This window comes from Pseudomonas sp. TUM22785 (assembly GCF_028198105.1).
Taxonomy (GTDB): domain Bacteria; phylum Pseudomonadota; class Gammaproteobacteria; order Pseudomonadales; family Pseudomonadaceae; genus Metapseudomonas; species Metapseudomonas solani.
The window spans coordinates 931,339-957,327 of sequence record NZ_CP116239.1; the positions used below are offsets into that span (position 1 = coordinate 931,339).

The 25,989-nt window shown below is 58.9% G+C and carries 28 protein-coding genes; 15 read left to right on the top strand and 13 right to left on the bottom strand.

Features of this window, described 5'->3' with window-relative positions; all coding sequences use genetic code 11:
• The first annotated feature begins 6 nt into the window (after window positions 1-6).
• The 4 genes from PI990_RS04395 to PI990_RS04410 are packed head-to-tail and all read left to right on the top strand — an operon-like array spanning window position 7 to window position 2,684.
• Window positions 7-318, top strand: a complete 312-nt coding sequence (locus PI990_RS04395; RefSeq protein WP_003246749.1) for a hypothetical protein — start codon at window positions 7-9, stop codon at window positions 316-318.
• Window positions 308-1,399, top strand: coding sequence for a copper resistance protein B (locus PI990_RS04400; RefSeq protein WP_003246748.1), 1,092 nt, complete (start codon window positions 308-310; stop codon window positions 1,397-1,399). The genes PI990_RS04395 and PI990_RS04400 overlap by 11 nt, the downstream gene beginning before the upstream one ends.
• 9 nt (window positions 1,400-1,408) lie before the next feature.
• Window positions 1,409-2,251, top strand: coding sequence for a c-type cytochrome (locus tag PI990_RS04405; RefSeq protein ID WP_003139525.1), 843 nt, complete (start codon window positions 1,409-1,411; stop codon window positions 2,249-2,251).
• Entirely contained in the window at window positions 2,241-2,684 is a 444-nt protein-coding gene (locus tag PI990_RS04410) for a DUF411 domain-containing protein (RefSeq protein WP_003246746.1), read from the top strand. Before PI990_RS04405 ends, PI990_RS04410 begins: the two co-directional genes overlap by 11 nt.
• Window positions 2,685-2,880: 196 nt before the next feature.
• On the opposite strand, the gene PI990_RS04415 is transcribed toward PI990_RS04410, so the two are convergent.
• From PI990_RS04415 to PI990_RS04435, 5 genes are all read right to left on the bottom strand, one after another.
• Entirely contained in the window at window positions 2,881-4,188 is a 1,308-nt protein-coding gene (locus PI990_RS04415; RefSeq protein ID WP_271659927.1) for an OprD family porin, read from the bottom strand.
• A gap of 156 nt (window positions 4,189-4,344) precedes the next feature.
• Window positions 4,345-4,677, bottom strand: coding sequence for a DUF2790 domain-containing protein (locus PI990_RS04420; RefSeq protein ID WP_037051470.1), 333 nt, complete (start codon window positions 4,675-4,677; stop codon window positions 4,345-4,347).
• Between the two features lie 145 nt (window positions 4,678-4,822).
• On the bottom strand, window positions 4,823-7,972 hold the full coding sequence (locus PI990_RS04425; protein WP_074918666.1) for an efflux RND transporter permease subunit: 3,150 nt from the start codon (window positions 7,970-7,972) through the stop codon (window positions 4,823-4,825).
• Window positions 7,969-9,429: an efflux RND transporter periplasmic adaptor subunit gene (locus PI990_RS04430; protein WP_003452298.1), complete on the bottom strand. Its 1,461-nt coding sequence runs from the start codon at window positions 9,427-9,429 to the stop codon at window positions 7,969-7,971. Before PI990_RS04430 ends, PI990_RS04425 begins: the two co-directional genes overlap by 4 nt.
• A complete protein-coding gene (locus PI990_RS04435; RefSeq protein ID WP_003139513.1) occupies window positions 9,426-10,688 on the bottom strand; it encodes a TolC family protein in 1,263 nt (420 codons plus the stop codon). The genes PI990_RS04430 and PI990_RS04435 overlap by 4 nt, the downstream gene beginning before the upstream one ends.
• Before the next feature lie 927 nt (window positions 10,689-11,615).
• On the opposite strand from PI990_RS04435, the gene PI990_RS04440 reads away from it, so the two are divergent.
• The 3 genes from PI990_RS04440 (at window position 11,616) to PI990_RS04450 (ending at window position 13,015) form a co-directional block, all read left to right on the top strand.
• On the top strand, window positions 11,616-12,314 hold the full coding sequence (locus PI990_RS04440; RefSeq protein WP_271659928.1) for an inovirus Gp2 family protein: 699 nt from the start codon (window positions 11,616-11,618) through the stop codon (window positions 12,312-12,314).
• Between the two features lie 184 nt (window positions 12,315-12,498).
• Entirely contained in the window at window positions 12,499-12,744 is a 246-nt protein-coding gene (locus PI990_RS04445) for a type II toxin-antitoxin system Phd/YefM family antitoxin (protein ID WP_033942931.1), read from the top strand.
• The gene (locus PI990_RS04450) at window positions 12,734-13,015 is read left to right on the top strand and encodes a type II toxin-antitoxin system RelE family toxin (RefSeq protein WP_074918669.1); all 282 of its coding nucleotides are present in this window, start codon (window positions 12,734-12,736) and stop codon (window positions 13,013-13,015) included. Before PI990_RS04445 ends, PI990_RS04450 begins: the two co-directional genes overlap by 11 nt.
• A gap of 69 nt (window positions 13,016-13,084) precedes the next feature.
• On the opposite strand, the gene PI990_RS04455 is transcribed toward PI990_RS04450, so the two are convergent.
• The 6 genes from PI990_RS04455 to PI990_RS04480 all read right to left on the bottom strand — a co-directional run bounded on the left by PI990_RS04455 (window position 13,085) and on the right by PI990_RS04480 (window position 17,255).
• Window positions 13,085-13,258, bottom strand: a complete 174-nt coding sequence (locus PI990_RS04455; protein WP_009686156.1) for a hypothetical protein — start codon at window positions 13,256-13,258, stop codon at window positions 13,085-13,087.
• Window positions 13,259-13,268: 10 nt separating this feature from the next.
• Entirely contained in the window at window positions 13,269-13,766 is a 498-nt protein-coding gene (gene radC / locus PI990_RS04460; protein WP_074918671.1) for a RadC family protein, read from the bottom strand.
• The gene (locus PI990_RS04465) at window positions 13,738-14,688 is read right to left on the bottom strand and encodes a recombination directionality factor (protein ID WP_074918674.1); all 951 of its coding nucleotides are present in this window, start codon (window positions 14,686-14,688) and stop codon (window positions 13,738-13,740) included. Before PI990_RS04465 ends, radC begins: the two co-directional genes overlap by 29 nt.
• Before the next feature lie 86 nt (window positions 14,689-14,774).
• A complete protein-coding gene (locus PI990_RS04470) occupies window positions 14,775-15,779 on the bottom strand; it encodes a YqaJ viral recombinase family nuclease (RefSeq protein ID WP_271659929.1) in 1,005 nt (334 codons plus the stop codon).
• Window positions 15,780-15,859: 80 nt separating this feature from the next.
• Window positions 15,860-16,828, bottom strand: a complete 969-nt coding sequence (locus PI990_RS04475; protein WP_074918677.1) for a DUF932 domain-containing protein — start codon at window positions 16,826-16,828, stop codon at window positions 15,860-15,862.
• Window positions 16,829-16,925: 97 nt separating this feature from the next.
• Window positions 16,926-17,255: a hypothetical protein gene (locus tag PI990_RS04480; protein WP_074918679.1), complete on the bottom strand. Its 330-nt coding sequence runs from the start codon at window positions 17,253-17,255 to the stop codon at window positions 16,926-16,928.
• 273 nt (window positions 17,256-17,528) lie between these two features.
• Between PI990_RS04480 and PI990_RS04485 the strand changes: the two genes are divergently transcribed.
• Window positions 17,529-17,801: a hypothetical protein gene (locus tag PI990_RS04485; protein WP_003118374.1), complete on the top strand. Its 273-nt coding sequence runs from the start codon at window positions 17,529-17,531 to the stop codon at window positions 17,799-17,801.
• Between the two features lie 51 nt (window positions 17,802-17,852).
• On the opposite strand, the gene arsA is transcribed toward PI990_RS04485, so the two are convergent.
• Both arsA and arsB read right to left on the bottom strand, forming a co-directional pair.
• Complete coding sequence (arsA, locus tag PI990_RS04490; RefSeq protein WP_271659930.1) at window positions 17,853-19,607, bottom strand: arsenical pump-driving ATPase; 1,755 nt, start codon at window positions 19,605-19,607, stop codon at window positions 17,853-17,855.
• Between the two features lie 9 nt (window positions 19,608-19,616).
• Window positions 19,617-20,696: an ACR3 family arsenite efflux transporter gene (arsB, locus tag PI990_RS04495; protein ID WP_003460650.1), complete on the bottom strand. Its 1,080-nt coding sequence runs from the start codon at window positions 20,694-20,696 to the stop codon at window positions 19,617-19,619.
• A gap of 109 nt (window positions 20,697-20,805) precedes the next feature.
• Between arsB and PI990_RS04500 the strand changes: the two genes are divergently transcribed.
• The 7 genes from PI990_RS04500 to PI990_RS04530 all read left to right on the top strand — a co-directional run bounded on the left by PI990_RS04500 (window position 20,806) and on the right by PI990_RS04530 (window position 25,966).
• Entirely contained in the window at window positions 20,806-21,588 is a 783-nt protein-coding gene (locus PI990_RS04500; RefSeq protein WP_003118377.1) for a metalloregulator ArsR/SmtB family transcription factor, read from the top strand.
• A 22-nt stretch (window positions 21,589-21,610) separates the two neighbouring features.
• The gene (locus tag PI990_RS04505; protein ID WP_003118378.1) at window positions 21,611-22,081 is read left to right on the top strand and encodes an arsenate reductase ArsC; all 471 of its coding nucleotides are present in this window, start codon (window positions 21,611-21,613) and stop codon (window positions 22,079-22,081) included.
• Window positions 22,082-22,099: 18 nt separating this feature from the next.
• Window positions 22,100-22,810 (top strand): arsenical resistance protein ArsH, encoded by a 711-nt coding sequence (arsH, locus tag PI990_RS04510; RefSeq protein WP_003118379.1) that lies wholly within the window; start codon window positions 22,100-22,102, stop codon window positions 22,808-22,810.
• Window positions 22,811-22,829: 19 nt separating this feature from the next.
• Window positions 22,830-23,330 (top strand): cyclin-dependent kinase inhibitor 3 family protein, encoded by a 501-nt coding sequence (locus PI990_RS04515; protein WP_017678239.1) that lies wholly within the window; start codon window positions 22,830-22,832, stop codon window positions 23,328-23,330.
• 23 nt (window positions 23,331-23,353) lie between these two features.
• A complete protein-coding gene (locus PI990_RS04520) occupies window positions 23,354-24,358 on the top strand; it encodes an ArsJ-associated glyceraldehyde-3-phosphate dehydrogenase (RefSeq protein ID WP_003118381.1) in 1,005 nt (334 codons plus the stop codon).
• A gap of 18 nt (window positions 24,359-24,376) precedes the next feature.
• Window positions 24,377-25,600, top strand: coding sequence for an organoarsenical effux MFS transporter ArsJ (gene arsJ, locus PI990_RS04525; RefSeq protein ID WP_017678240.1), 1,224 nt, complete (start codon window positions 24,377-24,379; stop codon window positions 25,598-25,600).
• 84 nt (window positions 25,601-25,684) lie between these two features.
• Window positions 25,685-25,966, top strand: coding sequence for a class II glutamine amidotransferase (locus PI990_RS04530; protein ID WP_235567577.1), 282 nt, complete (start codon window positions 25,685-25,687; stop codon window positions 25,964-25,966).
• The last annotated feature ends 23 nt before the right edge of the window (window positions 25,967-25,989 follow it).

Below are 25,989 nucleotides of genomic sequence, written 5' to 3' on the forward strand. Positions count from 1 at the left end.
TTTCTGATGAGTACTTTTATGAAGCGTAATGCCCTGTTTGGCAGCGCAGCGATGTTCAGTCTTTTGGCTGTTCTGCACGCGCCGACGTCATTGGCAGGTGAGGGGCACAGCGAGCACGAACAACATGCTGCCGAGTCGGCTGCGCCCGACGCCAGTGACAAGCCAGCAGATCAATCGAAAGGCAAGGCCGCTGGCCATCAGATGGATCATGGCGCCATGGATCATGAGGGTATGAACCATGACGATATGGGGCACGAGAAGATGATGGATAAGCATGGCGGCACCGAAGCCGAAGCAGGTTCGAACCATGACCACTAGGTTTTCACGCCCGTCCCTCATAGCGCTGGCCGTGTCGCTGAGTGCACTCAGCGGCGGCGTTACCCAGGCTGCGGAAGAAATGGATCATTCGGCAATGGGGCACGGCTCCATGTCGATGGACCACAGCCAGATGGGCCACGGTTCCGCCAAAGCGCCGATGGAGGGCATGGATCACAGCAAGATGGACCATGGTGCCATGCAGGGTGCTTCGGGCAGCATGGATCATAGCCAGATGGGCCACGGCCAGAGCCAAGAGAAGGCCCAGGCTATGGATCACAGCAAGATGGGGCATGGCGCCATGCAAGGACAGATGGAGGGCATGGATCATTCAAAGATGAACCATGGCTCCGCTGAAGCCCCGAGAACCACCAGCCGTACGCCGATTCCCGTTCTGACGGATGCTGATCGCCAAGCGGCTTTCCCGCCATTACCTGGCCACAAGGTTCACGACAGCGCCATCAACAGTTTTTTCCTGCTCGATCAGCTCGAATACCAGGACGCAGATGAGGGCAGCACCCTGGCCTGGGATGCGTCGGGCTGGGTAGGCGGTGATATCAACCGGGTCTGGTTCCGCTCCGAAGGCGAGCGTACCAACGGCGTGACCGAGGATGCTGAATTACAGCTGCTGTACGGCCGCTCGATCGGCCCTTGGTGGGATGTCGTCGCGGGCGTTCGCCAGGACTTCAAACCGGAGTCGCCGCAGACTTGGGCCGCCTTCGGTATCCAGGGCATGGCGCTTTACGCCTTTGAGGCCGAAGCCACGGCCTTCGTCGGCGAGAATGGCCAAACTGCTGCCCGACTGGAGGGCGAGTACGACATTCTGCTGACCAACCGGCTGATTCTCCAGCCAACTGCCGAAATGAACTTCTACGGCAAGAACGATCCTGAGCGAGGTGTGGGGTCTGGGTTGGCAAATACCGAGCTCGGCTTGCGTCTGCGTTACGAGATTGTCAGGCAGTTTGCCCCCTATATCGGGGTTTCCTGGAGCCGCTCCTATGGCAACACGGCAGACATGGTGCGCGACGAGGGCGGTGATGTAGACGAGGCGCGTTTTGTCGCCGGTATCCGGATGTGGTTTTGAGAACCTGGCATGAAAAGAACAATTAAAACTTTGGTGGCGGCCGGCGTGGTCGGTAGCACAGCTGTCCTGGCCGGCGCCTACTTTGGCGTGGTCAACGTGGGGGCCGACGATCCCCATTTTCCTGCAGTGCATGCGTTTCTCACGATGGCCCGTGACCGCTCTATCGAAGTCCGTTCGCGGGACATCGAGGTTCCCAACCTGGATGATCAAGCTCTTATTCGCGCCGGTGCGGGCAACTACAACTCCATGTGTATCGGCTGTCATTTGGCGCCAGGTGTGGCGGAGACCGAGCTAAGCCAATCGCTTTATCCTGCGCCCCCCAACCTCGCCAAGATCGGTGTCGATGGCAATCCGTCAGCAGCGTTCTGGGTGATCAAGCATGGCATCAAGGCAACGGGTATGCCTGCGTGGGGCAAGAGCATGGGAGACGAGTACATCTGGGGCATGGTTGCCTTCCTCAACCAACTGCCGACGATGGATGCCAAGCAATACCAAACACTCGTCGCATCCAGTGGCGGCCATCAGCACGGTGGTGGGGAAACGCAGATGCATAACCATGAAGGACAGCACGGCGACAACAAGCCTGGCCATCATGACAATAGTGGCGGTGGCGATGACCATCATGGATCAGGTGATGCTGGAGAGCCTGGTCATCACGATGCCGCGGCTACGGATAGCGAGGGTGGCTCCGCACCTAAGGCAGGTCACCATTCGGATATGAGTGGCGATGACCACCATGCTGGAGATGAGGCGTCGTCCAACGGAGGTGATCATCACGCCGAGCAGGCTCCGAACGCCTCGCCCAAGACCCACACCCACGCCGATGGCAAAGAGCACGTACATGAAAGCTAAATATCTGGCCTTACTGGCCGCCCTCTCCGTCACGTCTGCGGTTCAAGCAGCTGATGCCCTGACGATTGATGTCCATCGTGATGCCAATTGCGGATGTTGCAAGAAGTGGATTTCACACCTCGAAGCGAATGGCTTCAAAGTCGTCGACCATGTTGAAAGCAACATGACAGCAGTGAAGCAAAGACTGGGCGTCGCGCCACGGTTAGCGTCTTGCCACACCGCGGTGATTGACGGCAAGTTCGTCGAAGGTCATGTGCCGGCGGCTCAGGTCATCGAACTCACCAAGCGCGATGATCTGCTGGGCATCGCTGTTCCCGGGATGCCGGCGGGCTCCCCCGGCATGGAAGTCGATGGCGTACAGCATGCCTACCAGGTCATTGGCTTGACCAAGACGGGTTCTGATCAGGTCGTTGCAGAATATCCCGCCCAGTAGTACTGCCTGCCAGCACGGCCGCTTGTGTGTAGTGGCCGACTCATTTTCATACGTCCTTTAACCTAAGTAAAAAAGGCGCCCTAGGGCGCCAAGGGCTGTCTCCAAACCAAAGGAGCACTACGAGGGGACAGCAGGACCAAGGAGCGAGCGGGGCAATCAACCCGCTCGCTTGCCAGGGTTAGAGAACTTCCAGCGGCTACTCGACAATCAGGCGGAACTCATCCAAATCCGACTCGAAGTCGGTGGCGCGAGTCGTGGCTTGTCGAATGCGAAAGGACATGTCCTTCAACGACCCAGACTGCACAACGTACTTGGCCTCGATGTCCCGCTCCCAGCGCTTCTGGTTGGTCAACGGATCGCCGTTGTCATCACGGCGCATATAGACTTCGTTGGCGTTGCTGTAGTCGACATCCCAGCCCTGGGCATATCGAGTCATGAAGCTCAATCCAGGCACACCGAAAGGCTCCATATCCAGGTCATAGCGCACTTGCCATGACTTCTCCTTCGGCGAGTTGAAGTCGCTGTACTGGATTGAGTTGTCGAGGTAGATGGAGTCCGATTGGCGCAAGTAGTCGAAGTCATCATCGCCATTGTTGCGCTGGAGACCCACCAGCACTGTATGAGCGCCGAATTGGATGCCGACCTTGCCGCTCCAGATGTTGTTATCGAAGCTCCCGAGGAGCTGCCTCCCTTCATCGACCGCCTTGTAGTAGTTCAGCCCGCCGATCAAGGCGACATCGTCCGCAAGCGGGTAGCTCAGCGTGGTGCCCGCGTAATATTGATTCCAGGCATCCTTGAGGCGGCTGGTGTAGAGACTAAAGCCGACGTTGTCATTAAGCGTGTAATCACCACCGAAATAGGCGATCCATGGCGAGTCCACTTCGCCCGCGTAGAAGGTAGCGAAGCCGTCGCGCATGCTGCTGGTATTGGGTTGGCTCATCGAGTGGAGGCGACCGCCCTGAAGCGACAGTCCTTCCACGCTGCTGTTGACCACGGTGACACCTCGGAAACTCTCCGGTAAAAGCCGTGCATCACCGTATTGGACGACCGGGCTGACGGGAAAGACGTCGCCTACCTTGATCTCGGTATCCATGAACCGAGTTTTCACCGCGCCCCCCAGTTTGGAGTAGTTGTCCTCAGCCTGCCCGAGGCTGTTGTAAGGCATCACGTCGACTGAGCCGCCTGCTCCAGAACGGCCGTCGCCGGTGTCAAGCTTGAGCCCTAGCATGGCAAAGGCATCGACACCAAAGCCTATGGTGCCCTCGGTGAAACCAGACTCGAATCTGCCTATCACGCCATGCGCCCACTCTTCCGAATAGCCATTACCCGAGCTGCTGGACTGGCCTTTACGGAAATCGCGGTTGAAGTAGAGATTTCGATTGAGAATGGTCAGGCTGCTGCCTTCGATAAATCCCTCGCCTTTCTCGCCGGCGGCCATTGCAGCTTGCCCGGTACTGATGCTCAGAGCGAGTAGAGAAAGTCCTAACAGGGTTCTGTTATTCATAAATGCTCCTGATGTTATTGGCAGTTGTCATTGTGTGGTCTCATATATGTGCCAAGCGCGCCGGGCATAACCAGGCGCGCCTTGGCCATATTTCCACATGCCAAATAACGTCAGGGTGACTTGAAAATTACTTTTCAATCAGCGCGATGTCATTTATTAGTTTTGGTTCCGGCAACCTGTTCCGACTGCACGGTATTCAAGAATATTCAGATCGCCGTTGGAGTCCTCGTAGGTCATCTGGGCTGGCATCACATTGCAGCTAGAGTCCGTTGAGGTAATGGCCACGACCCTGGCGATATCGAGCTTCATGCCGTAGCGGTAATGAATAACTTCAGGCGGATTCTTTCCGTTAGCGGCAGCATACTCTTGCATGGCCTGCTCATTGGCCTGAATCATCCGACCATAAACACGATCAGCGCCGCCTTCTGCCAGAGCGGCAGAGGAAACAACCATAACGGCAAGGGCTGCAATAACTTTGAGGCTTTTCATATTTAATCACTCCTTCAAGGTGGTGATTAAAATATATCCGCTCAACCTGTCATAAAAATGAAGTCAAAGTTACATCGCCGTAATGCTTCCTGCCGCGTTACCCGGGCGAGTCAGCTTGGCGCGTGGCTTGCCCGGGTTTGTAAAGCTATATCTCCTGTGGTGCGCGAACCTTCTGTGTACGCTGCCTTCGCATCAGCCAGTAGGCGGCCGGCAAAACCAGCATGGACATCAGCGGCGCGGTAATCATGCCGCCGACCATGGGCGCGGCGATGCGCTTCATCACTTCGGAACCGGCACCGCCGCCCCAGAGGATCGGCAGCAGGCCGGCGATGATCACGGCCACCGTCATCACCTTAGGCCTCACGCGCAGCACCGCGCCCTCACGAATGGCCTCAAGCAGGGCCGGATCACCGCTGCGTCCAGAGTCCAGCCGAGCATGCCAGGCGTTCCTCAGATACAAGAGCATGATCACCCCGAACTCGGCTGAGACGCCGGCCAGGGCAATGAAGCCGACCCCAGTGGCCACCGACAAGTTGAAGCCGAACCAATAGAGCAGCCAGATGCCCCCCGACAGGGCGAAGGGCAGGGTGGCCATGATCAGCAGGGCCTCGCTGAAGCGGCTGAAGGTCAGGTAGAGCAGCACGAAGATAATCAACAAGGTCGCCGGCACCACCCAGGACAACCGCGCATTGGCGCGCTCCAGGTACTCGAACTGACCGGAGTAAGAAACGGTCATGCCAGCGTCGAGTTTTACCCGCTCAGCTACGCGTTGCTGCAGCTCACGCACGGTCGATGCCAGGTCGCGCCCACGGACATCGACATAGACCCAGCCGGACAGGCGCCCGTTCTCGCTGCGCAGCATCGGTGGCCCTTCGGTCAGGCTAACCTGGGCGACGGTGCCCAAGGTGATCTGCTGGCCGGCAGGGGTGAGGATCGGCATACGCCTTAGCGCCTGGGGACTGTCCCGCCACTCCTTGGGATAGCGCAGGTTAATCGGAAAGCGGGCCAATCCTTCGACCGTCTCGCCGATATTGCTGCCGCCAATGGCACCCGATACCACCGCTTGTACGTCGGCAATGCTCAGGCCGTAGCGTGCCGCGGCCAGGCGATCGATCTGGATATCCACATAGCGTCCGCCGGTGAGGCGCTCTGCCAGCGCTGAGCTCACCCCAGGTACATCTTTGGCCACCACCTCGATATCGCGAGTAATGCGCTCGATATCGACCAGGGAGGTTCCGGAGACCTTCACGCCGATGGGGCTCTTGATCCCCGTGGCCAGCATGTCGATGCGGTTGCGAATTGGCGGCACCCAGATGTTGGACAGCCCTGGGACTTTCACCGCACGATCCAGCTCCTCAATCAGCTTCTCCGGCGTCATACCCGCGCGCCATTGCTCGCGCGGCTTGAACTGCACGGTGGTCTCGAACATTTCCAGCGGCGCCGGATCGGTGGCTGTCTCCGCTCGCCCGGCTTTGCCGAATACCCGGGCCACCTCCGGCACCGTGAGGATCATGCGGTTGGTTTGCTGCAGCAGCTGGGTTGCCTTGCTCGCCGGCAAGCCGGGCAGGGCCGAAGGCATGTACAACAGGTCGCCTTCGTCCATGGGCGGCAGGAACTCTCCTCCGAGTCTGCTGAGGGGCCACAGACTGGACACAAAGACCAGCACGGCCAGCGCCAAGGTCACCTTGGGCCAGGCCAGCACCCACTCCAGCACCGGCCGGTATGCGCCGATCAGCCAGCGGTTCAAGGGGTTTTGCTGTTCGCTGGGGATATGCCCACGAATCCAGTAGCCCATCAGCACCGGTACCAGGGTGACCGAGAGGCCGGCGGCGGCGGCCATGGCATAGGTCTTGGTGAAGGCCAGAGGGCCGAACAGGCGCCCTTCCTGGGCCTCCAGGGTAAATACCGGGAGGAACGATAGGGTGATGATCAGCAGGCTGAAGAAGAGTGCCGGTCCGACTTCGGCTGCGGCTTCGCCGATCACTCGCCAGTGCGCCTCGCCTTGGAGCGGCTCATTGGGGTGCCGAGCCTTCCAGGCCTCGATGTGCTTGTGCGCGTTCTCGATCATCACCACGGCGGCATCGACCATGGCGCCGATGGCGATGGCGATCCCGCCGAGCGACATGATGTTGGCATTGACGCCCTGGTAGCGCATGACGATGAAGGCCATCAGGATGCCCAGGGGCAGGGTGATGATCGCCACCAGCGACGAACGCAGGTGCCAGAGAAAGATCAGGCAAACCAAGGCAACCACCACGAACTCTTCCAGCAGCTTGTAGCTGAGGTTGTCGATGGCACGGTCGATCAGTTGCGAACGGTCATAGGTAGTGACCACTTCGACGCCGGTGGGCAGGCTGGCTTTCAGGCTGTCCAGCTTGGTCTTCACGGCAGCGATGGTGTCCCGGGCATTCTTGCCGGAGCGCAGGATGACCACGCCACCGACCACTTCACCCTGGCCGTCCAATTCGGCGATACCGCGACGCATCTCTGGCCCCAGTTGAATGGTGGCCACCTGGCCTAGCAGCACCGGAATTCCGCTTGCCGAAGCCCGCAGCGGCACATTGCGAAAATCATCCAGGCTCTCCAAATAGCCCGAGGCCCGCACCATGTACTCGCGCTCCGCCAGCTCCAAGATGGCGCCGCCGGTTTCCTGGTTAGCGCTCTTCAGCGCCGCTTCGACCTCCTGCTGAGTTACCCCATAAGCCACCAGCTTCTGCGGATCGAGCAGCACTTGGTATTGCTTGACCATGCCGCCGAGGGTGGCCACTTCGGCTACGTTGGGCAGGCTCTTGAGTTCGTACTTGAGGAACCAGTCCTGCAGTGCCCGCAGCTGGGCAAGATCATGCTGGCCGCTGCGGTCGACCAAGGCGTACTGGTAGATCCAGCCCACGCCGGTGGCATCCGGCCCAAGGGTGGTGGTAACACCCTCGGGCAGGCGTTCCTGCGCCTGGTTGAGGTACTCCAGCACCCGCGAGCGCGCCCAGTAGAGGTCGGTGTCGTCCTCGAACAGCACGTAGACGAAGGAGTCGCCGAAGAACGAGTAGCCGCGCACCGTCTTCGCCCCCGGTACCGAGAGCATGGTTGTGGCCAGTGGGTAGGTCACCTGGTTCTCGACGATCTGCGGTGCCTGTCCGGGAAAGCTGGTTCTGATGATGACCTGGGTGTCAGATAGGTCCGGCAGTGCATCCAACGGCGTGTTGCGCAGCGACCAGAGGCCCAGGGCGGTGATGAACAGGGTGGCCAGCAGTACCAGGAAGCGGTTGCCGATCGACCAATGGATCAGGCGCGCGATCATGGCTGGTCTCCTTCCTTGCGGAGCTGCTCGATCAGCAGGCCGGAGTTTGTCTGACGTGCGGCGATGCGTACGTGATCTCCTGGCTTAAGTCCCACAGCTACTTCGGAGCTGACCAGAGGAAAAGCCATGGTCATACCTGGCATATTCAGGCTCTCGAAGGGGCCATGCTCCAGGGTGACTTGTTTCCCGTCCAGTGCGCGAATAACGCCGTGAGACACATGCAGCCCCTCCGTGCTGTCCTGTTCTGCATTGCCGGCCAGGATGCCCTGCAGGCTGGCTTCCGAATCGATGAGGAACTGGCCGGAGGTAACGACCGCCTGACCTTCCTCAAGACCGGAAAACACCTCCAGACGCCCATCGGCCTCGCGGCCCAAGGTGATTTCCTGGGGACGGTAGCGTCCGTCGCCTTCGGCCAGCATCACCAATGCACGCTTCCCGGTGCGAATCACGGCTTCACTCGGCACAAGAAGCGTGGATTGTTCGACGGCACTGTTCAGGCGTACGGCGGCGAACATGCCGGGGCGCAACTTACCGGCAGGGTTGGGTAGCTCGCTGCGTACCGTGAGCGTGCGCGTTTGCGGATCGGCACTCGGCAGCAAGGCTATGACGCGGCCCAGCAGCGGTCGATCAGGAAAGGCCGTCAGGTTGGCGCGGATCTCGTCCCCGACCTGGATACTTCCGGCCATGGCCTCGGGTATCGCCGCATCGAGCCAGACACTGGACAGCCCGTTGATCAACGCCAGATCCTGCCCGGCTTCAACGGTCATCCCGGCGCGTACCTGCAAGGCTTGGAGCTCGCCGCTGATAGGTGTGGTGAGGGTTTGCACTGCCCGCGGTTTGCCGCTGCGGCGAACCTGCTCTATCAACGCTTGTGGCATGCCGAGCAGGCGGAGGCGCTCTTGGGCCGCAGTGATCAAGCGGGCGTCACCGGTACGCAGTACCGCGAGGAACTCCAACTGCGCGGCGGACCACTCGGGAATCAGCAGGTCGACCAGGGGTGTTCCAGCTGGCAGTACATCGCCAGGGGCACGCCCGTAAACCCGCTCGACGAATCCGCCAGCGCGGGCCTGGAGGTTCGCTACCTCTCGCTGGTTATAGGCCAGGGAGCCGACCACCTCGATATCCGAGGGCAGTACACCGCGGATCACCGTCGAGGTCCGCATTCCGAGGTTCTGCACGGCTTGAGCGGGGACGCTCAGGACAGACGGATCTTGCTCGGATCCTGCGTATTTAGGGACAAGCTCCATATCCATGAAAGGTGACTTGCCCGGTTTATCGAAGCGCTGCTCAGGCTGCATCGGGTCGTACCAATAGAGCACCTTGCGCTCGTCCGTCGGTGCGGAGCTAGGCAGTAGCTCGTGTTTGGCTTGCCGCTGGGCCAGCCAGTAGCCACCGCCCGCCGCGCCAATGCCCACGGTCAGCACGGCGACCGCAAAACCAAATGTCGATATCTTCATTTCAGGCCCTCCACATAGGCGTAGTACAGGCTTGCGGAGAGCTGGCTCAACTTGCGCTGTTGTTCAATCTGCCGCAGTTGCGCATCAATCAGGTCGCGCTGGGCAGTAATAACGGATGTGAGCTGGCTGTTACCGGCTTGGTAGGCGGCCAGTTCGAGATCGGCACGTTTGCTTGCAAGCGGGATCAAGGTTTTTTCGGTGCGTGACAAGGTCCTGCGCAGTTGCTCAAGCTCGGCAATACCGCCTTCCAGCTCAGCCTGATGGGCGCGCAGTAATGCTTCCTGCTCGGCTTCCATCTGCGACACGCTTTGTTGTCTGGCGTTGATCTTGGGCCCCTGACGTGTGCCTACGAACAACGGCAGGTCGAAGGTAAATTGCACCATCACCATATCGCCGAACTGGTTGTCGCGATTGTTGTAGGCAAACTCAACACCCCAGTCGGGGGTCTTCTCGGCGATGGCCTCGTTCAGCTCGGCGCTAGCCTCGCCGACTCGGGCGGAGGCAGCGCGCAACTCAGGGTGTGAGGCAATGCGTTGCTGCAGGTGCGGTGCCACCAGGTTCAGACTGGGAACACCTCCTTGCAAAGGCTGGTCAGCCTCGTTGCCTATCCAGCGGCGCAGCTTGGCACGAGCTACTGCCACATCGCGATTCAGTTCATCTCGCCGATCTTGTAACGCCAAAGCTTCCTGGTCGGCCTGCAACAGCTCGCCAGGCTGAGCACTACCGCCGGCAATCAGCGATTGCACGGTCGAGCGGAGCATCTCGATCTGACGGTCCAGTTGATCGAAGAGGCCAACACTGCGTTCGGCGTAGTACACATCCAGCCAGCTCACTGCCGTCTGGCGCTTGATCTCCAACTGCATGGCACGCTGCTCGGCCTCGGCTCGGCCTACTGAAGCCTCGGCCAACTGGCGCCGAGCCTGACGCTTGTCACTGTTGGGGACTTCCTGCATGAACCCAATGCGGCGCATGGTCATGGAGTCACGATTAAGCGTGTAACGGTCAGGGCCTTCGATCGGCAGGTTGTCGATGCCTAGAATCAGCTTGGGATCGGGCAGGGCGTCTGCGGGCTCGACAGCCTGCTGTGCCGATGCCACCTGCGCCTGGCGCGCGAGGTTCTCAGGGGCACTCTGCTCGGCCAGAGCTTGGGCTCGTTCGAAAGTTAGGGGCTGCGCCTGCGCGGCAAGCCAGGGAGCTGCCCAGAATGCGGCAGCCAACACACCGAGAAAGCCACGGCGTGGAAAAAGGAAAGCGGACATGCTTTCGCCTCCAATGCGATTGATCGAAGTCGCGACTACGAAACGTGACCGCGACGATGCGCCTGACTGTAAGGCGCGGGATGATCACTGCATTAGACGAAACGAGGAGGGCGCCAGAGTCCTGCGGGCTCTCGCTTAATCACCGACTGGGTCAGCAATATCTCGGGGCGTGAGGGGAGAGGGGATATGCTCTTGATCACGGTGGTCTGGAGAAGTCCTCCGGTCTTGCATTCCTGGCCGGGTTTGCAAGGGGACTTCTTGGCCACCCCATCAGACTTGTCCATTTGCTCGCAGCACGGAGCATCGGCCATTGCATGGCCCTGATGATCGGCGCTCTGCATCGGGCAAGGTTGTGCCGGCATGCTGAAAGCCACACCGCCGAAGGTCGGCAGCACGAGGCTAGCAATCATTAGCAGGATCAATCCAATCCGACGCACAGCAATTCACCAGGCGGGGCAATAGGCCGACGATAGCAGATTGCCCCCGAGCCATGAATGCTCCTTTTGACGATAACAGCACTTCGTTGATTTGGATCAAATAGAGTGGCTGGTCTCACAGGGCGAGCTGATTTTGTAGCGGGTGAGATTTCAATCGAGCAAGCGATAGAGTTCAGGCCAAAGAGGATTCTATAATCACTCTATAATTAACTACATGGATCAGCGTATTATTTTTGGATAATTTGGATAATTTAATTCCGAAATTGTATTGATTGTTAAAAGCTCTGTAATTGCTTTGTTTTATCTATAGCGCCCTTCGTGTTTGCTGGGCTTTCTGCTTATTTATTTTGCGGCGGGAGTATTATTATTTTATTGATAACTATTAAGCTTATCTAGCATGGTGCGGGTGTTAAGGGTGGAGGGTGTAGGGTGTATTAAATATTTAATAATGGCATATGTGTTATGAGTCAAATTAACTGGAGTCATAACCATGGTCAACGATATCGCTACAACCCAGCACTCCCCACTACGTCATCCCGATAATACCAATCTTCATTTGCACTACGGGGAGACCTTTGAAGGTTTTCCTATCCAGGCAGAAGTAGGCCCCTTTGCTCTGGAATACCTTTATGATCTCAAACATACCATCGACTTAGCCATGGCTGAGTACCCTAGAGTACTTGCCTTCAGAGTAGATCTTTATGTGCCTAATGCTATCGAGCTACCCGAGTACGCCTATACGAACAAGGTCATAAGCAAGTTCTTCGAATCGTTTACGAAGAAGATCCAGTACCACCAGGAGCGCGTGGCTGAGCGTGGTTACTCGCGTGGTTGCAAAGTACGATACGTCTGGTCGAAAGAGATCGGTCAGAGAGGTCGTCGCCATTACCACCTACTGATTCTTTTGAACCGTGATGCCTATTACAGGCTAGGCCGGATAGGTTCTGAACGGATTAACATGTTCAGACGGATTGAAGAGTCTTGGGCCAGTGTACTTGGATTATCAGCTGATCAGGTTAGGGGGCTGGTCCATAGGCCAAAGAATCCTGAGTACTTTATCAATCGAGAAATTCGTCGAGACGAGTTCGATGAGCTGCCTGAGCTGTTCAAACGAGCCAGCTACCTGTGTAAGAAAGCGACCAAGTCCTACGGCGATCGTCAGCGGAGTTTCGAGACCAGTCGGGGGTAGGGAGCAGTCCGCGCAAGCCGCATGGGCTCACAGCTCAATGGGAGGCTTCAGGGCAATCAGTTCTCCCAGATGGCGGCGGTTCAAAATTGGACGCCTCGTGCCATTTGGAAGATTGCCCATGGGGATGCCTTGCTATGCTATGCACCTTAAGACCAAAATAAAGACCTAAAAAAGGAGCTATGGTATGCAGAGTGTTTTGGCTGACGTTGCAGTGAGCGTTTCTGAGCTGAAGAAAAACCCCACCGGTGTTATGGCTGGTGCTGGTGGCATGCCGGTCGCCGTTCTCAATCATAACCGCGTGATGGGGTACATGGTGCCAGCCGAGCTGTACGAGCAGATGCTGGACCGTCTGGACGATCTGGATCTGATCGATGTCGTTAATGCACGCTCCGGTGAGAAGGGGGTGCCGGTGAACCTGGATGACCTATAAGCTCGAGTTCCTGCCCTCAGCGCTGAAGGAATGGGAGAAGCTGGGTCATACAGTGCGTGAGCAGGCAAAGAAAAAACTGCGTGAGCGGCTGGAAGCACCAAAGGTACAGGCTGATGCCCTCAGGGATCTGCCTGGGCACTACAAGATCAAGCTCCGAACAGCAGGCTATCGTTTGGTGTATCGGGTCGAAGATGATCGGGTGGTTGTGATTGTGGTCGCAGTGGGCAAGCGTGAACGAAGTGCAGCTTACAAGGCAGCAGGTAAGCGTTAGCTACCAGGGCAAAAGAAGAAGTGAGAGCCATTGCAGGCAGTCTTTCGACTACCCACGCTGGCTCACCGTTCAAGGGTTCATTCTTACTTTCTGCTTCCGGTAGATCCAGCACGCCAACACCACGGCAATCAGCAATGGTGGAAAGCGCACCATCAGAATCATCAGCAGCAATATCGCCAGACAACCGGCCAAGATCCCGGCAAACATGAATGCCGAGGCAACAGTCCGTAGCAGCAGTTTCATTGGCACCTCCTTACAGGTAGCCGCGCTCAGCCAACGACACACAATCCTCCTGGCCTACCACAACGTGATCGAGCGTTCTGACTCCGACCAGATTCAGTGCGTCCTGCAGTTTCGTGGTGAGATTGCGATCCGCCTGGCTGGGCTCGGGATCACCTGAGGGGTGGTTGTGTACCAGGATGATTGCCGCTGCGTTGTGTTCCAAGGCGATCTTCACGATTTCCCGTGGGTAGACGCTGGCTCCATCCAGGGTTCCGCGAAACACTTCCTCGAACGCAATCACCCGGTGTCGGCTGTCGAGCATGAGCAGTGCAAAAACCTCGTGCTCATAATCAGCCAGCAGCGTCTGCAGGTGACTGAACGCCTCCTTAGGCGAGGTCAGTGCACGTCCCTTGCGCAGGCGCAGGCTGGCCAGTTGCCTGGCCATCAGCAGGATGTCGTTTTCCGTCACCGGGGACTCGACCAAGTAGGTGCCGGCCGTGTCACTGGCTTTCAGCTTGTGCAGGTGCATGGCGGCCTCCTTGGTCTTGGTCTGTGGGTGGGGTGTGACGAGCAGCCTGTGCATCGAGCTTTTCAGCCAGGCTGGGTTTGGTGGGGTTGAGTTGGGAAATTGTTGCTGCAGCAGGAGCTTCACCCTCGGGGTAGAACTCTTCCACGATGGCGCTGGCATCCTCCTCGCTGTCCTCGAAGGCTCCGTTGCCGAAGCCGCGTCGTGCAGCCTCATCCAACGCTGCTTGATTGAAGCCGGCAGCTTGCCGCCGCGAATCGAGTTCACTGGCGGACACCAGTGCTTCAGACATGTCCATGCCACCACGTACCGTCAGATCGGCGTAGAAGATCGGCGTGCCATGGCTCTGGCGAGTCGACTTACCACGTAGACGTAGTTCCAGTGGCAGGCAGGCCAGGCGGTTGCCCGAGATGGCCTGGAAGTAATGCAGGCGAGCGGCGAGGGTGCGGATGCTGTTGAAGCCGGTGGTGCGGAACACGAAGCTGCCCAGCGGATCCTCATCACCAATGACCACATTCAGTCGGCCGTAGGGCTTACAGGCACCGCCTTTGGCCAGTGGGCAGGCATCCGGTGACGGGCAGGGCAGTGACTGCATGCCGTCCTGAGTGACCCGCTTGCAGGTTTCACCATTGCCCACGCAGATTGGGCGTCCGGACTGTCGGTCGAACAGCGTGTAGTCAGCTCGGAAATTCAGCTCCGGTTCGTTGAACAGAAGCCGTACCGGAATGCTGCGCAGCTTGTCGTCCTTGCCCTGGCGCAGCTCGTCATTGAGCGGGTGCAGCAGCCAGCCGTCCTTGCCTTGCACTTGGGAAGTGATGGTGAACTGGTCATCTTTCTCCGGCAGACGCTTGCCGTTCTTCTCGATGACCTTGCCGATGGAAATCCGCCCGAGTACCGGCGGAGTGATAGCCAGACCTTTGAGCATGGTGAGTCTCCTGGAAGTGAAAAAAGGCCAGCCACGCAGCGCTAACTGCATGGACTGGCCAAGGGGAGGGATGGAGTAGTTGGGTTTCAGCCCACCAGGAAGCGTCGTGCACCTGGTTTCAGCAGTGGGTACTTGGCTTGCAGGTAGGGCTTGTCCTTGAGCAATTGAGCGACATCGAGACCGATACTGTCTTTGGCCTTGCGCCAGCTGACATAGCCACTGGAGAACTCCGCCCGGCTGGCATCGCCCATGGCCTGCTGCAGCATCTGCTTCAGTTCAGACTCGCGCTTTTCCTTGTCGGCAATCGACTGACGCACGGCTTTCAGCTCGATGTAAGCCGCTGAAAGACCAGCATGCTGGCTGAAGTCGACGACCTGGCCGTTGTCCTCCGGGTAGAGGTAGCGCAGCGCAGACTCAGCTGAAGCCGTGCCATCGGCCGGCGGTGGGGTGTCGGTTTCCACGTAGTGCCAGAACTGGCGCTCCAGCTCGATCAGGCGAGCAATCATCTGCTCGTCCCGTTCGATACGGTGGATCTCCAGCGTTTGGCCACCCAGCAGTACCGCTACATCCGCCGCCTGCTTACCGGTGACGGCGAGCTGGTGCATCACCTGCAGCTGCACATACTCAGGCACGCCCTCTTTCCAGAGTCGTGCCCCATTTATGCCTGCTGTCTTGCATTCGAGGATCTGCACGTCGTCCGCCCCGATTACCTCGCGGTCGATGTTGGCCAGCATCCAGGGCAACTCCGGATCAGGATGCTGCAGCACGGCGTTGATGCGCCGTACCTTGTTCTTAGTGCGCTTGCTGTAGTGCCAGGCCACGATGGGCTCCAGCACGTTGCCCCAGTACATCGGGCTTTCCTCATCCTGAGGATCAGCCTTGGGCATGCCAGCATCACGCCCGGTCTTTTCCATCCACAGCTCCAGTTGCGACTTGTAGGGGTTGAGTCCTACGGCTGCAGCTGCATCCGAGCTGCCAATACCTTGCTTACGGATCTGCAGCCAGTCCTCGCGTGGCAGTTCCTTGGTGCTGACCAGGCGCAGAGCTGGGCGGGATTTGCTGGTGCTGCGATTCAATGAAGTGGCTTTCATAGCGTTCACCTTGCAGAAATAGAAACGCCCGACCTGCAACGAAGCGGGTCGGGCGTTATGGGGTGGAGTAGGTAAAAAGGTCAGGCGACCAGTTGCAGGGCAGTATCCAGAGCGCGTTGCTTGATCTGGGCACCTTGGCCGAACCAGGCAGAGTCGAGGCGGTATTCCGTGCTGCGTGCCCGGCGTTCGTGATCGACGTACTCGGTCACGGCATTGAGCAAGCCCCAGGCGGTGCCGCGTGCCGAGTCCAGCTGGCTGCCGCGACCACGACCTTCGTACAGCTCCTGCACTTTGCGCAGAGCGCGTTCGTTGGGCAGTTGCTCCGGCAGTGCGCCAGTCGGGCTTGTGTCGCACATCACGTTCATAAAGAAGCCCAGTGCCTCATGCCACTGCACCTTGCGTTCAGCCAGGTGGCGCATGCGGTACATGAAGTCATCCCATTGCGAGACGGCGATACCGAGCTGCTTCTTCACCAGATCGCCATCGAAGCGTGTGCTGTGCGGCACCTTGATCGCACGGCTGGTGCCGTCCAGGGCGATGGTCAGGGTGTTGTTGCAAACTACGCGGATGGTGGTGGGCGTTGCTGTGGTGGCCAGGGTGCCGTCGCAGGAAGTGGCCAACAGCAGGTAGCCATTCACCTGGTCGTTACCTTTGATCGCTGCACCCTGGCCAGTTCGCGCCAGCGCCCAGAACTTGCGACCGCCCTTGAGCACGCCAGCGGTTTCCAGCTCGTAGCCGGAGACCTCGGTCAGATCGCGGTAGAACTCCAGCACCTCACGAGGCTGGACGGTGTGGTAGCGCTGCGAGACCACCGACAGCGGTGCCTTGGTGTCCGAACGGTAGAGCACCTTCTGCTCGGGGAATGAGTGGATCGCGCCCAGGTGGCCGATGGCGTCCGACTTGAAATGCACGGGGCTTTCCAGGATCTGCCAATCCATGCCGGCTTCGCGTTGCCAGACCTCGATAGGCTGTTTCTGCGGCAGGTTGTTGCCTAAGCCGTGCCACGGGGTAGCGCCAACATAGGCCATTTGTTCGATTTGATGAGCCATGACGAATTTCCTTTGGGTGCAGGCCGGCATAAAGCGCCGCGCAGAGCGCAGCACCGGCAATCAGTGATGGATAAGTAAGAGGAGAGCAGTTGCCGGATCAGGCCGGCAGATTGAAGCGATGACCGCAGAGCAGGCAGAGGTTGTGAGCCAGGACATGGCGGTCGAGCGACTCGCCGAGCTGAGCGCCAATCGCACAGCCGCCGACGCTTCCGGCCAGGCCGCCGAGAATGGCGCCGGATACCGAACCAAGTGTGATACCGACAGGGCCGGCGATTACGCCGAGCGCTGCGCCGGCCTTGCCGCCTGCCAGAGCAGCACTGATGCCTCGTGCGAGACCACCGACAGCGCCGATGGCCGCGCCAGCTTTCATGGCGTGATGGAAAGAAGCGACTTTGGGGGAGTGACAGCGGGGGCACTGCAATGACATGGGGCGAACCTCCTTGGTGCTGATGTCATTGCGGTAATGTGTTGCTGAGATTTTTTTGAATCGAATGGCTGCTTTTCAGCAGCGCTAACTGAGTGCGAACTGGCTGGAGTCGGCCAGAAGCAGCCATTGCCTTGGTTTCTTCATAGCTCGGCGAAGCTCTTTGAGGCCTGAAACGAATGGTTACATACGCACATTCGAATTAACGCATATTGTAACTTTTCTGAAATGGTCGCCTTAATAAATTATGGCTCTCCCCACTCAATAGGTAGTGCCATGAAGAACCTCACCCTCTCAGCCCTGCTCCTCTCGTCCCTGTTCACCGGCTCCATTATGGCCAGCGAATTCGATAAGCCTGGTTTTGTTACCGAGGTTGAGGATGGTCGTCTCTGGGTTTTCCGCGAAGACTCTCAGGAACTGAAGGACTTCAAAGCCACTGGCGAGCCAGCCAAGCAGTTCACCGATATCGGTTCCGGCCCGAATGGCATGACGGTCAAAGCGGCTGACGAGAAAACCCTCAAGGATTACCTTGAGGTCATCAAGAAGTAAGCGCTTTCAAGCAGAAGGCCCGCAGAATGCGGGCCTTTTCATTGGTGCAGATTACTTGCTGAGAGCGAGTAAACGCTCAACCCCAACCGGCTCCTCCGCCATGAGCGGGATGACCGCATAGCGTTGCGCGTGCTCGGTCGCGACATGCTCAATATCCTTCAGCTCATTGACCGCCCGCTTATGTAATAGCGGTGATTCTGTCCTTGCGGCTGCCACGCTATTGTTGATCACCCATGCCCAAGGCTCAATGCCGGCACGACGCAGATCAGCTTGCAGGCTCGCGGCCTCCAGCACGGGAGTGGTTTCAGCCAGGGTCACCAGCAGCACTTTGGTTTGCTTAGGATCCTGGAGTTGCATCATCGGCGTGGAAAAACGCATGTTGCTGCCCGACATCTGCCGAGCAATGTCGCGGTGATAAGCCCCGGTGGCATCCAGTAACAGCAAGGTATGGCCGGTCGGGGCCGTATCCATCACCACGAACTTTTTGCCGGCTTCACGGATGATTCGCGAGAAGGCCTGGAATACAGCGATCTCCTCGGTACAGGGTGAACGCAGATCCTCGGCCAGCAGCGCCCGAGCCTGCTCATCCAGGCCCGCGCCCTTGGTTTGCATGACGTGATCACGATAGCGCTGTGTCTCGGCATGCGGGTCAATGCGGCTCAGCGTCAGGTGCTCAAGCGTGCCATCCAGTGTCTCGGCAAGGTGCGCGGCAGGATCAGAAGTAGTCAGGTGCACGGGCAGCCCACGTCGAGCCAATTCGACGGCAACCGCTGCGGCCAAAGTCGTTTTACCGACACCACCTTTGCCCATCACCATGATCAGGCCATGACCATCGGCGGCGATCTCGTCGATCAGGGACTTGAGTCGTGGAGCGTTCAATTCAATCGGCGCACTGGCCGGTGCCTGCGTGCTGTCAGCAGAACCCTCAACCAAAAGTTGTCGCAGGGCATCCAATCCCACCAGGTTGAATGCTTTCAACGGCAACAGGTCGAGCTGCAGTGTTCGCAGCGCTGGCGGCATGGCAGCGACTGCGGCCTGTTCACGTTTATAGACGGCGGCGGCCAGTACATCCTTCTGCGCCTCACTCGCCGGCAGCACGCCGTTGATCACCAGGTACTGCTCTTGCAGCCCGATGGCTGCCAACTCCTCGCGTGTGCGGGCAGCCTCGCGCAGGGTGGCGGCCTGCGCCCTGGCAACCAGAACCAGACGGGTCTTGGCTGGATCAGAGAGTGCCTCTACCGCCTCGCGATACTGATCACGTTGTTTGTCCAAACCGGCCAGCGGGCCAAGACACGATGCATCACCTTGCCCCGCCTCCAGAAATCCACTCCAGGCACCCGGCAGTTGCAGCAGTCGAATCGTGTGCCCGGTCGGGGCGGTATCGAAAATGATGTGATCGAAGCGGGCCTTCAGTTCATCGTTGACCAGCAGTGAGGTGAATTCGTCGAAGGCTGCGATCTCGGTCGTGCAGGCTCCCGATAATTGCTCCTCCATGCCTTTGACCACATCAGCAGGCATGACACCCCTCGCCGGGCCCACAATCCGATCCCGATAGGCTTGAGCTGCGCCCTGTGGGTCGATCTCCAGGGCCGCCAGGTTTTCCACGGCGGGTACAGCGGTGATCTGATTGCCGATCTCCAGACCGAATACCTGCCCGACATTGGAGGCCGGATCGGTACTGACCAGCAGCACGCGCTTGCCCTGACGGGTCAGTTCCAGGGCTGTCGCGCAGGCAATGGAGGTCTTTCCGACCCCGCCCTTACCGGTGAAGAACAGGAAGCGTGGTGCATTGTCGATAAAGCGCATGCTGACCCCCTAGCGATTGTTGAGGCTGCTCTCGTACCAGTTGCGTGTGCTGTTGACCATGCGTACCAGCCATAGCATCACGGGCACTTCGATCAGTACGCCGACCACGGTTGCCAGGGCGGCACCCGAGTTGAATCCGTACAAGACAATGGCCACGGCTACGGCCAGCTCGAAGAAGTTGGAGGCGCCGATCATGGTGGCCGGGCCCGCTATGTCGTGGCGCACTTTCAGTGTATGGCAGAGCCAGTAACCCAGTGCCGCGATGAACAGTGTCTGCACCAACAGAGGAATCGCGATGATGCCGATGATCAGGGGTTGCTCGACGATGGACTCACCCTGGAAGGAGAACAACAGAACCAGAGTGGCCAGCAGAGCGATGATGGAAAATGGCGAAATCTTCGCCAGCACATTCTCGAAATAGGCTTCGCCGCGCTTCATCAGTTGAGCCCGCAGAAACTGGGCGATGGCCAGCGGGATGACGATGTACATCACCACGGAAAGCAGCAGGGTGTCCCAAGGCACCGGGATCGAAGAAACGCCCAGCAACAGCGCCACGATAGGCGCAAAGGCAAACACCATGACCAGATCGTTCAGTGCCACCTGGGTCAGGGTGAAGTTGGCATTACCCTTACACAGGTTGCTCCAGACAAACACCATCGCCGTGCAGGGCGCCGCACCGAGCAGGATCAAGCCGGCCATGTAGCTATCCAGCTCTTCGGCGGGCAGCCAGGGCGCAAACACCTGCTTGATGAAGAACCAGCCAATCAGCGCCATGGAAAACGGCTTGACCGCCCAGTTAACGAACAGGGTGACGAACATGCCGTTCTTCTGCTGGCGCACTTCGCTGATGGCGCTGAAGTCGATCTTCATCAGCATCGGAATGATCATCACCCAGATCAGCAGGCCAACCGGGATATTGACCTTCGCCACCTCCAGGGCGCCGACGGCCTGAGCCGCTTGCGGCACAACCAAGCCAAGCACGGTGCCCACCACGATGCACAGGAACACCCACAGGGTCAGGTAGCGCTCAAAAACTCCCAGTGGAGCCCCAGAGGCCTGCTTCATCGCGACTTCACACGCATTTGTCATCTTTGCTGCCTATCCTCGTTCCCTTGGCGCGCAACGCGCCGAATATTCATTTTACTGCATATTCGAAAAATAATATATTTGCTCATGTGCATCTTTGATAGGGATCAACATGAGCCAGAAAAAGCGCGTCCTGTTCCTCTGCGTCGCGAACTCCTCACGCTCGCAGATGGCCGAAGCCCTGCTGCGCCACACCGACTCAGAACATTTTGAAGTCTACAGCGCAGGCTCCGCCCCCACTGAAGTCGACACCCGAGCCCGCAACGCATTGGAGCAGCTTGGTGTTCCCACTGATGGGCTTTACAGCAAGTCCATCGAACAGGTCGCTGGCGAGCCTTTCGACTACGTGATCACCCTGTGTGACAAGTCCGCCCTGGAGTGCCAGGCCCTGCCAGGGGCTGGTGAGTACATCGCCTGGAATTTTGAAGACCCGGCAACCAGCTCGCAGAAAGATGCCTATCGCAAGACCCTGCATGAGATTCATGAACGGATAAAGATGTTCGTGCTGATCAAAAGCAAACCGGCTAAAGAAGCTTCCACTCTGCATGCCATGTCGCCAACCGAAGTCTTCAAATGTCTGGCCGAGGAAACGCGGGCGCGAATCGCCTTGCTGGTGACCCTGGAACAGGAACTCTGTGTCTGTGAACTGACCTCGGCACTGGAAGAGGCGCAACCCAAGATATCTCGTCACCTGGCCCTGCTGCGCGGCTGTGGCCTGCTGGAGGATCGGCGTAATGGCCAGTGGGTGTACTACCGCCTGCACCCGCAGCTGCCGGAATGGGTGACCGATATCCTCAAACAGGCCCTGGACAACAATGCCGAGTGGTTACGCCAGGATGTGCAACGCCTCTGGCAAATGCGAGATCGCCCTGGGCGCAAGCCGGCCTGCGATTGAATACCAGCCATTGAGGATGACCATGAAAGTTTTATTTCTCTGCACCGCCAATAGCTGCCGCAGCATCCTGTCGGAGGCTATCTTCAATGCGATGGCTCCCAAGGGCATGCGGGCCTTTAGCGCAGGCAGCTACCCCAAGGGGGAGGTCAATCCGTTGGCTTTGCAGGCACTGCTTGATGCTGGATTCGATGTTGAAGGCCTGTACAGCAAATCAACCGATGCCCATCAGGCTCTCGCCCCTGACATCGTCATTACCGTCTGCGACAAGGCAGCCGGAGAGGCCTGCCCAGTTTTCTTTGGCCCGGCGTCTCGTTGTCACTGGGGACTGAGTGACCCATCCGACGTTAACGGATCTGAGGCGGAAATAAACGCAGCGTTTGCAGCCACCATCCAGCAGATCCAGAAGCGAGTGAGCGCATTTATCGCGCTGCCCTTTGCTCAACTCGACAGCGATGCGCTCAAGGCCGAGCTGAACAGGATCGGCTCGTTGTAGCCCAAGAGGTAAGAACCCATGATCGACAACCTGCCCAACGTCGCCGAGGAGCTGTTTGCCCGCTCTATCCCGACAAACCTGGGCCTCGCCGAAGGCGAGCACAAGCCGCGCATTCTGCTGCTCTATGGCTCCAATCGTGAGCGCTCCTACAGCCGTCTGCTGACCCAGGAAGCGGCGCGCTTGCTGGAAGCCTTCGGCGCGGAAACCCGAATATTCGATCCTTCCGGCCTGCCCATGCCGGACGATGCCGACAGCAGCCATCCCAAGGTCAAGGAACTCATCGACCTGGTGCTCTGGTCTGAAGGTCAGGTGTGGTGTTCACCCGAGCGCCACGGCGCTATGACCGGCGTATTCAAGTCGCAGATCGACTGGATACCGCTGACCATGGGTGCCATCCGTCCCAGTCAGGGCAAGACCCTGGCCGTGATGCAGGTCTGTGGAGGCTCGCAATCCTTCAATGCGGTTAACCAGATGCGTGTGCTGGGGCGCTGGATGCGCATGTTCACCATCCCCAACCAGTCTTCAGTGCCCAAGGCCTACCTCGAATTCGACGAGGCCGGGCGCATGAAACCTTCCAGCTATTACGACCGCGTTGTGGACGTCATGGAGGAACTGGTCAAGTTCACCCTGCTGCTGCGCGGCCACAGCGACTATTTGGTCGACCGTTACTCGGAACGTAAAGAGTCCGCTGAAGAACTCTCCAAGCGCGTCAACCAGCGCGCCATCTGACTACCAGGAAACCCTCTCAATGAATCACCCCTACGACCGGCTCAGCATTCCCGGTATCCAAGGCAAACTCATCTTCACGCCCTGTCCCGGCACCAAAGACAGCAGCCTTGTCGACTCGCTGGCCACGCTGAAACAGGCCGGTGCCTCTGCCGTGATCAGCCTGATGCCGGCAAGCGAACTGGCCTCCAACGGGGCCGAGGACATCGGCAAGCAATGCCAGGCGCAGGACATGGCCTGGTTCCACCTGCCGGTGGCGGATGAGCAAGTACCGCTCGAAGATTTCGGCCAGGGCTGGAAAGCCTGCAAACAGAGCATCCTTGAGCGGCTCAATGCGGGCCAGGACATCGCCATCCACTGCAAGGGCGGCTCGGGACGCACCGGGCTGATTGCGGCGCGGATCATGATCGAGGCCGGCATTCCCCGCGCCGATGCCATTGCCCTGGTGCAAGCCCTGCGTCCCAAGGCTATTCAACACCCTGCCCACATCAACTGGATCACCCAGTTCGATGCTGCCCACTAACTCCAGTAGATGAGTCGAAAAACATGGCTATCAAAATTGGTATCAACGGTTTCGGTCGCATCGGTCGTTTGGCGCTGCGCGCCTCCTGGGACTGGCCCGAGTTCGAATTTGTCCGCATCAATGATCCGGCAGGCGATGCCGCCACCCATGCGCACCTGATCAACTTCGACTCGGTGCACGGTCGCTGGCACCACGAAGCCGGCAGCGAAGGCGATTGCGTGGTGATCGGCGGCAAGCGCATCCAGGTCACCGCCAACAAGGCGATTGCCGACACCGACTGGTCGGACTGCGATCTGGTGATCGAGGCCAGCGGCAAGATGAAGACCGTGGCGGTATTGCAGGCTTACCTGGATCAGGGCGTGAAGCGGGTCGTGGTCTGCGCGCCCGTGAAGGAGAAAGGCGCACTGAACGTGGTGATGGGTGTCAACCAGCAGCTGTTCAATCCAGCCGAGCACCGCATCGTCACCGCTGCCTCCTGTACCACCAATTGCCTGGCTCCGGTGGTCAAGGTGATTCACGAGAACCTCGGCATCCGCCATGGCTCGATCACTACCATTCATGACCTGACCAACACCCAGAGCATCCTCGACACCCCGCACAAGGATCTGCGCCGTGCACGCGCTAGCGGCATGAGCCTGATCCCGACCAGCACCGGTTCGGCCACCGCCATCGCCGAGATTTTCCCCGAGCTGCGCGGCAAGCTGAACGGCCATGCCGTGCGCGTGCCGCTGGCCAACGCCTCGCTGACCGACTGCGTGTTCGAAGTCGAACGGGCCACCACGGTGGAGGAAGTCAACCAACTGCTGAAGGCTGCTGCCGACAGCCAGCTGAAAGGCATCCTCGGCTACGAGGAACGCCCGCTGGTCTCCATCGATTACCGCACTGACCCGCGCTCCTCAATCATCGATGCGCTGTCGACCATGGTCATCAACGGCACTCAGGTGAAGCTGTATGCCTGGTACGACAACGAATGGGGCTATGCCAACCGCACCGTGGAGCTGGCCAAACTGGTCGGCCTGGCCGTTTAACCAAGTAGGGATGCAAGCATGAAGGCGTTGTCAGCCCTGGCCCCGGAGGTCAAACAGTACCTGCTGGTGACCGGCAATTACTGGGCATTCACCCTCACCGATGGCGCCTTGCGCATGTTGGTGGTGTTGCACTTCCACAGCCTGGGCTACAGCCCCTTGCAGATTGCCGCGCTGTTTCTGTTTTACGAGATCTTCGGCGTAGTCACCAACCTGGTCGGCGGCTACCTCGGCGCCCGATTGGGCCTTAATCGCACCATGAATATCGGCCTGGCGATGCAGGTGGTCGCACTACTGATGCTCACCGTGCCCGCCGCCTGGCTAACCGTGCCTTGGGTCATGGGCGCACAGGCGCTGTCGGGGATCGCCAAAGACCTCAACAAGATGTCGGCCAAGAGTTCCATCAAACTCCTGGTGCCCGATGCCCAGCAGGGCACGCTGTACAAGTGGGTGGCAATCCTCACCGGCTCGAAGAATGCGCTCAAGGGCGTGGGTTTCTTCCTCGGCGGCGCCCTGCTGGCCGTGCTGGGTTTTGCCGGCGCGGTATTGACCATGGCCGGCGTGCTGGCGGTGATCTGGATCGCCAGTCTGTTCCTGTTGAAGAAGGATCTGGGCAAGGCCAAAGCCAAGCCCAAGTTCAAGGACATCCTTTCCAAAAGCCGGGCGATCAACATCCTCTCCGCCGCGCGCCTGTTCCTCTTTGGCGCCCGCGATGTCTGGTTTGTGGTTGCCTTGCCGGTTTACCTGAGCACGGTTTTCGGCTGGGACTTCTGGATGGTGGGTGGCTTTTTGGCCAGCTGGATCATCGGCTACGGCATCGTGCAGTCCTTCGCTCCGGCCCTGACCGGCAAGCGCAGCGGGCATGTGCCCGATGGCCGTGCGGCGTTTCTCTGGGCGGCGCTGCTAGCCGGCATTCCGGTTGCGATTGCTCTGGGCCTGGATAGCGATTTACCCAAGCAGGCGGTACTGGTAGGTGGTCTACTGATCTTCGGTGCCGTGTTTGCCATCAACTCGTCGCTGCACAGCTACCTGATCGTCAGCTACGCCAAGGAAGACGGCGTGTCACTGGATGTCGGTTTCTACTACATGTCCAACGCGCTTGGCCGGCTGGTCGGGACGCTGTTGTCCGGCTGGGTCTTCCAGCAATACGGCCTGGAAGCCTGCCTGTGGGTCTCCAGCGCCTTTGTCGTGTTGGCCGCGCTGATATCCATCGGTCTGCCCAGGCATCAGCAGTTGGTGAGCTAAGCCAATACCCTATCCGGAGCACGCGCCATGTGTGAGTTGCTGGGAATGTCTAGTCGGTATCCCGCGAGACTGACCTCGTCACTGATGAGTCTGGCAGCACACGCAGGGGGTGCCAGCAGGAACAGCGATGGCTGGGGCATTGCGCTCTACGATGAGCGCGACGTGGCAGTTTTTAGAGAAACTGGCCGGGCTAGCGAGAGCCCGCTAGTACAGTTCCTGCTGGCTGGAGGGCCCTGCACGACACTGGCACTCGGGCATATTCGACATGCAACCCAAGGTGCCAGGACGCTGGCTAACACTGCACCCTTTACCCGAGAGTTAGCGGGTCGAATGCACGTATTTGCACACAATGGCATGCATGCTTGACCCTGTAGCTACTACATGGTTTG

Bases quoted from the DNA above. Each gene is read 5' to 3' on its own strand.
- PI990_RS04395 (WP_003246749.1), top strand. From the start codon at position 7: ATGAGTACTTTTATGAAGCGTAATGCCCTGTTTGGCAGCGCAGCGATG.
- PI990_RS04400 (WP_003246748.1), top strand. From the start codon at position 308: ATGACCACTAGGTTTTCACGCCCGTCCCTCATAGCGCTGGCCGTGTCG.
- PI990_RS04405 (WP_003139525.1), top strand. From the start codon at position 1,409: ATGAAAAGAACAATTAAAACTTTGGTGGCGGCCGGCGTGGTCGGTAGC.
- PI990_RS04410 (WP_003246746.1), top strand. From the start codon at position 2,241: ATGAAAGCTAAATATCTGGCCTTACTGGCCGCCCTCTCCGTCACGTCT.
- PI990_RS04415 (WP_271659927.1), bottom strand. From the start codon at position 4,188: ATGAATAACAGAACCCTGTTAGGACTTTCTCTACTCGCTCTGAGCATC.
- PI990_RS04420 (WP_037051470.1), bottom strand. From the start codon at position 4,677: ATGAAAAGCCTCAAAGTTATTGCAGCCCTTGCCGTTATGGTTGTTTCC.
- PI990_RS04425 (WP_074918666.1), bottom strand. From the start codon at position 7,972: ATGATCGCGCGCCTGATCCATTGGTCGATCGGCAACCGCTTCCTGGTA.
- PI990_RS04430 (WP_003452298.1), bottom strand. From the start codon at position 9,429: ATGAAGATATCGACATTTGGTTTTGCGGTCGCCGTGCTGACCGTGGGC.
- PI990_RS04435 (WP_003139513.1), bottom strand. From the start codon at position 10,688: ATGTCCGCTTTCCTTTTTCCACGCCGTGGCTTTCTCGGTGTGTTGGCT.
- PI990_RS04440 (WP_271659928.1), top strand. From the start codon at position 11,616: ATGGTCAACGATATCGCTACAACCCAGCACTCCCCACTACGTCATCCC.
- PI990_RS04445 (WP_033942931.1), top strand. From the start codon at position 12,499: ATGCAGAGTGTTTTGGCTGACGTTGCAGTGAGCGTTTCTGAGCTGAAG.
- PI990_RS04450 (WP_074918669.1), top strand. From the start codon at position 12,734: ATGACCTATAAGCTCGAGTTCCTGCCCTCAGCGCTGAAGGAATGGGAG.
- PI990_RS04455 (WP_009686156.1), bottom strand. From the start codon at position 13,258: ATGAAACTGCTGCTACGGACTGTTGCCTCGGCATTCATGTTTGCCGGG.
- radC (WP_074918671.1), bottom strand. From the start codon at position 13,766: ATGCACCTGCACAAGCTGAAAGCCAGTGACACGGCCGGCACCTACTTG.
- PI990_RS04465 (WP_074918674.1), bottom strand. From the start codon at position 14,688: ATGCTCAAAGGTCTGGCTATCACTCCGCCGGTACTCGGGCGGATTTCC.
- PI990_RS04470 (WP_271659929.1), bottom strand. From the start codon at position 15,779: ATGAAAGCCACTTCATTGAATCGCAGCACCAGCAAATCCCGCCCAGCT.
- PI990_RS04475 (WP_074918677.1), bottom strand. From the start codon at position 16,828: ATGGCTCATCAAATCGAACAAATGGCCTATGTTGGCGCTACCCCGTGG.
- PI990_RS04480 (WP_074918679.1), bottom strand. From the start codon at position 17,255: ATGTCATTGCAGTGCCCCCGCTGTCACTCCCCCAAAGTCGCTTCTTTC.
- PI990_RS04485 (WP_003118374.1), top strand. From the start codon at position 17,529: ATGAAGAACCTCACCCTCTCAGCCCTGCTCCTCTCGTCCCTGTTCACC.
- arsA (WP_271659930.1), bottom strand. From the start codon at position 19,607: ATGCGCTTTATCGACAATGCACCACGCTTCCTGTTCTTCACCGGTAAG.
- arsB (WP_003460650.1), bottom strand. From the start codon at position 20,696: ATGACAAATGCGTGTGAAGTCGCGATGAAGCAGGCCTCTGGGGCTCCA.
- PI990_RS04500 (WP_003118377.1), top strand. From the start codon at position 20,806: ATGAGCCAGAAAAAGCGCGTCCTGTTCCTCTGCGTCGCGAACTCCTCA.
- PI990_RS04505 (WP_003118378.1), top strand. From the start codon at position 21,611: ATGAAAGTTTTATTTCTCTGCACCGCCAATAGCTGCCGCAGCATCCTG.
- arsH (WP_003118379.1), top strand. From the start codon at position 22,100: ATGATCGACAACCTGCCCAACGTCGCCGAGGAGCTGTTTGCCCGCTCT.
- PI990_RS04515 (WP_017678239.1), top strand. From the start codon at position 22,830: ATGAATCACCCCTACGACCGGCTCAGCATTCCCGGTATCCAAGGCAAA.
- PI990_RS04520 (WP_003118381.1), top strand. From the start codon at position 23,354: ATGGCTATCAAAATTGGTATCAACGGTTTCGGTCGCATCGGTCGTTTG.
- arsJ (WP_017678240.1), top strand. From the start codon at position 24,377: ATGAAGGCGTTGTCAGCCCTGGCCCCGGAGGTCAAACAGTACCTGCTG.
- PI990_RS04530 (WP_235567577.1), top strand. From the start codon at position 25,685: ATGAGTCTGGCAGCACACGCAGGGGGTGCCAGCAGGAACAGCGATGGC.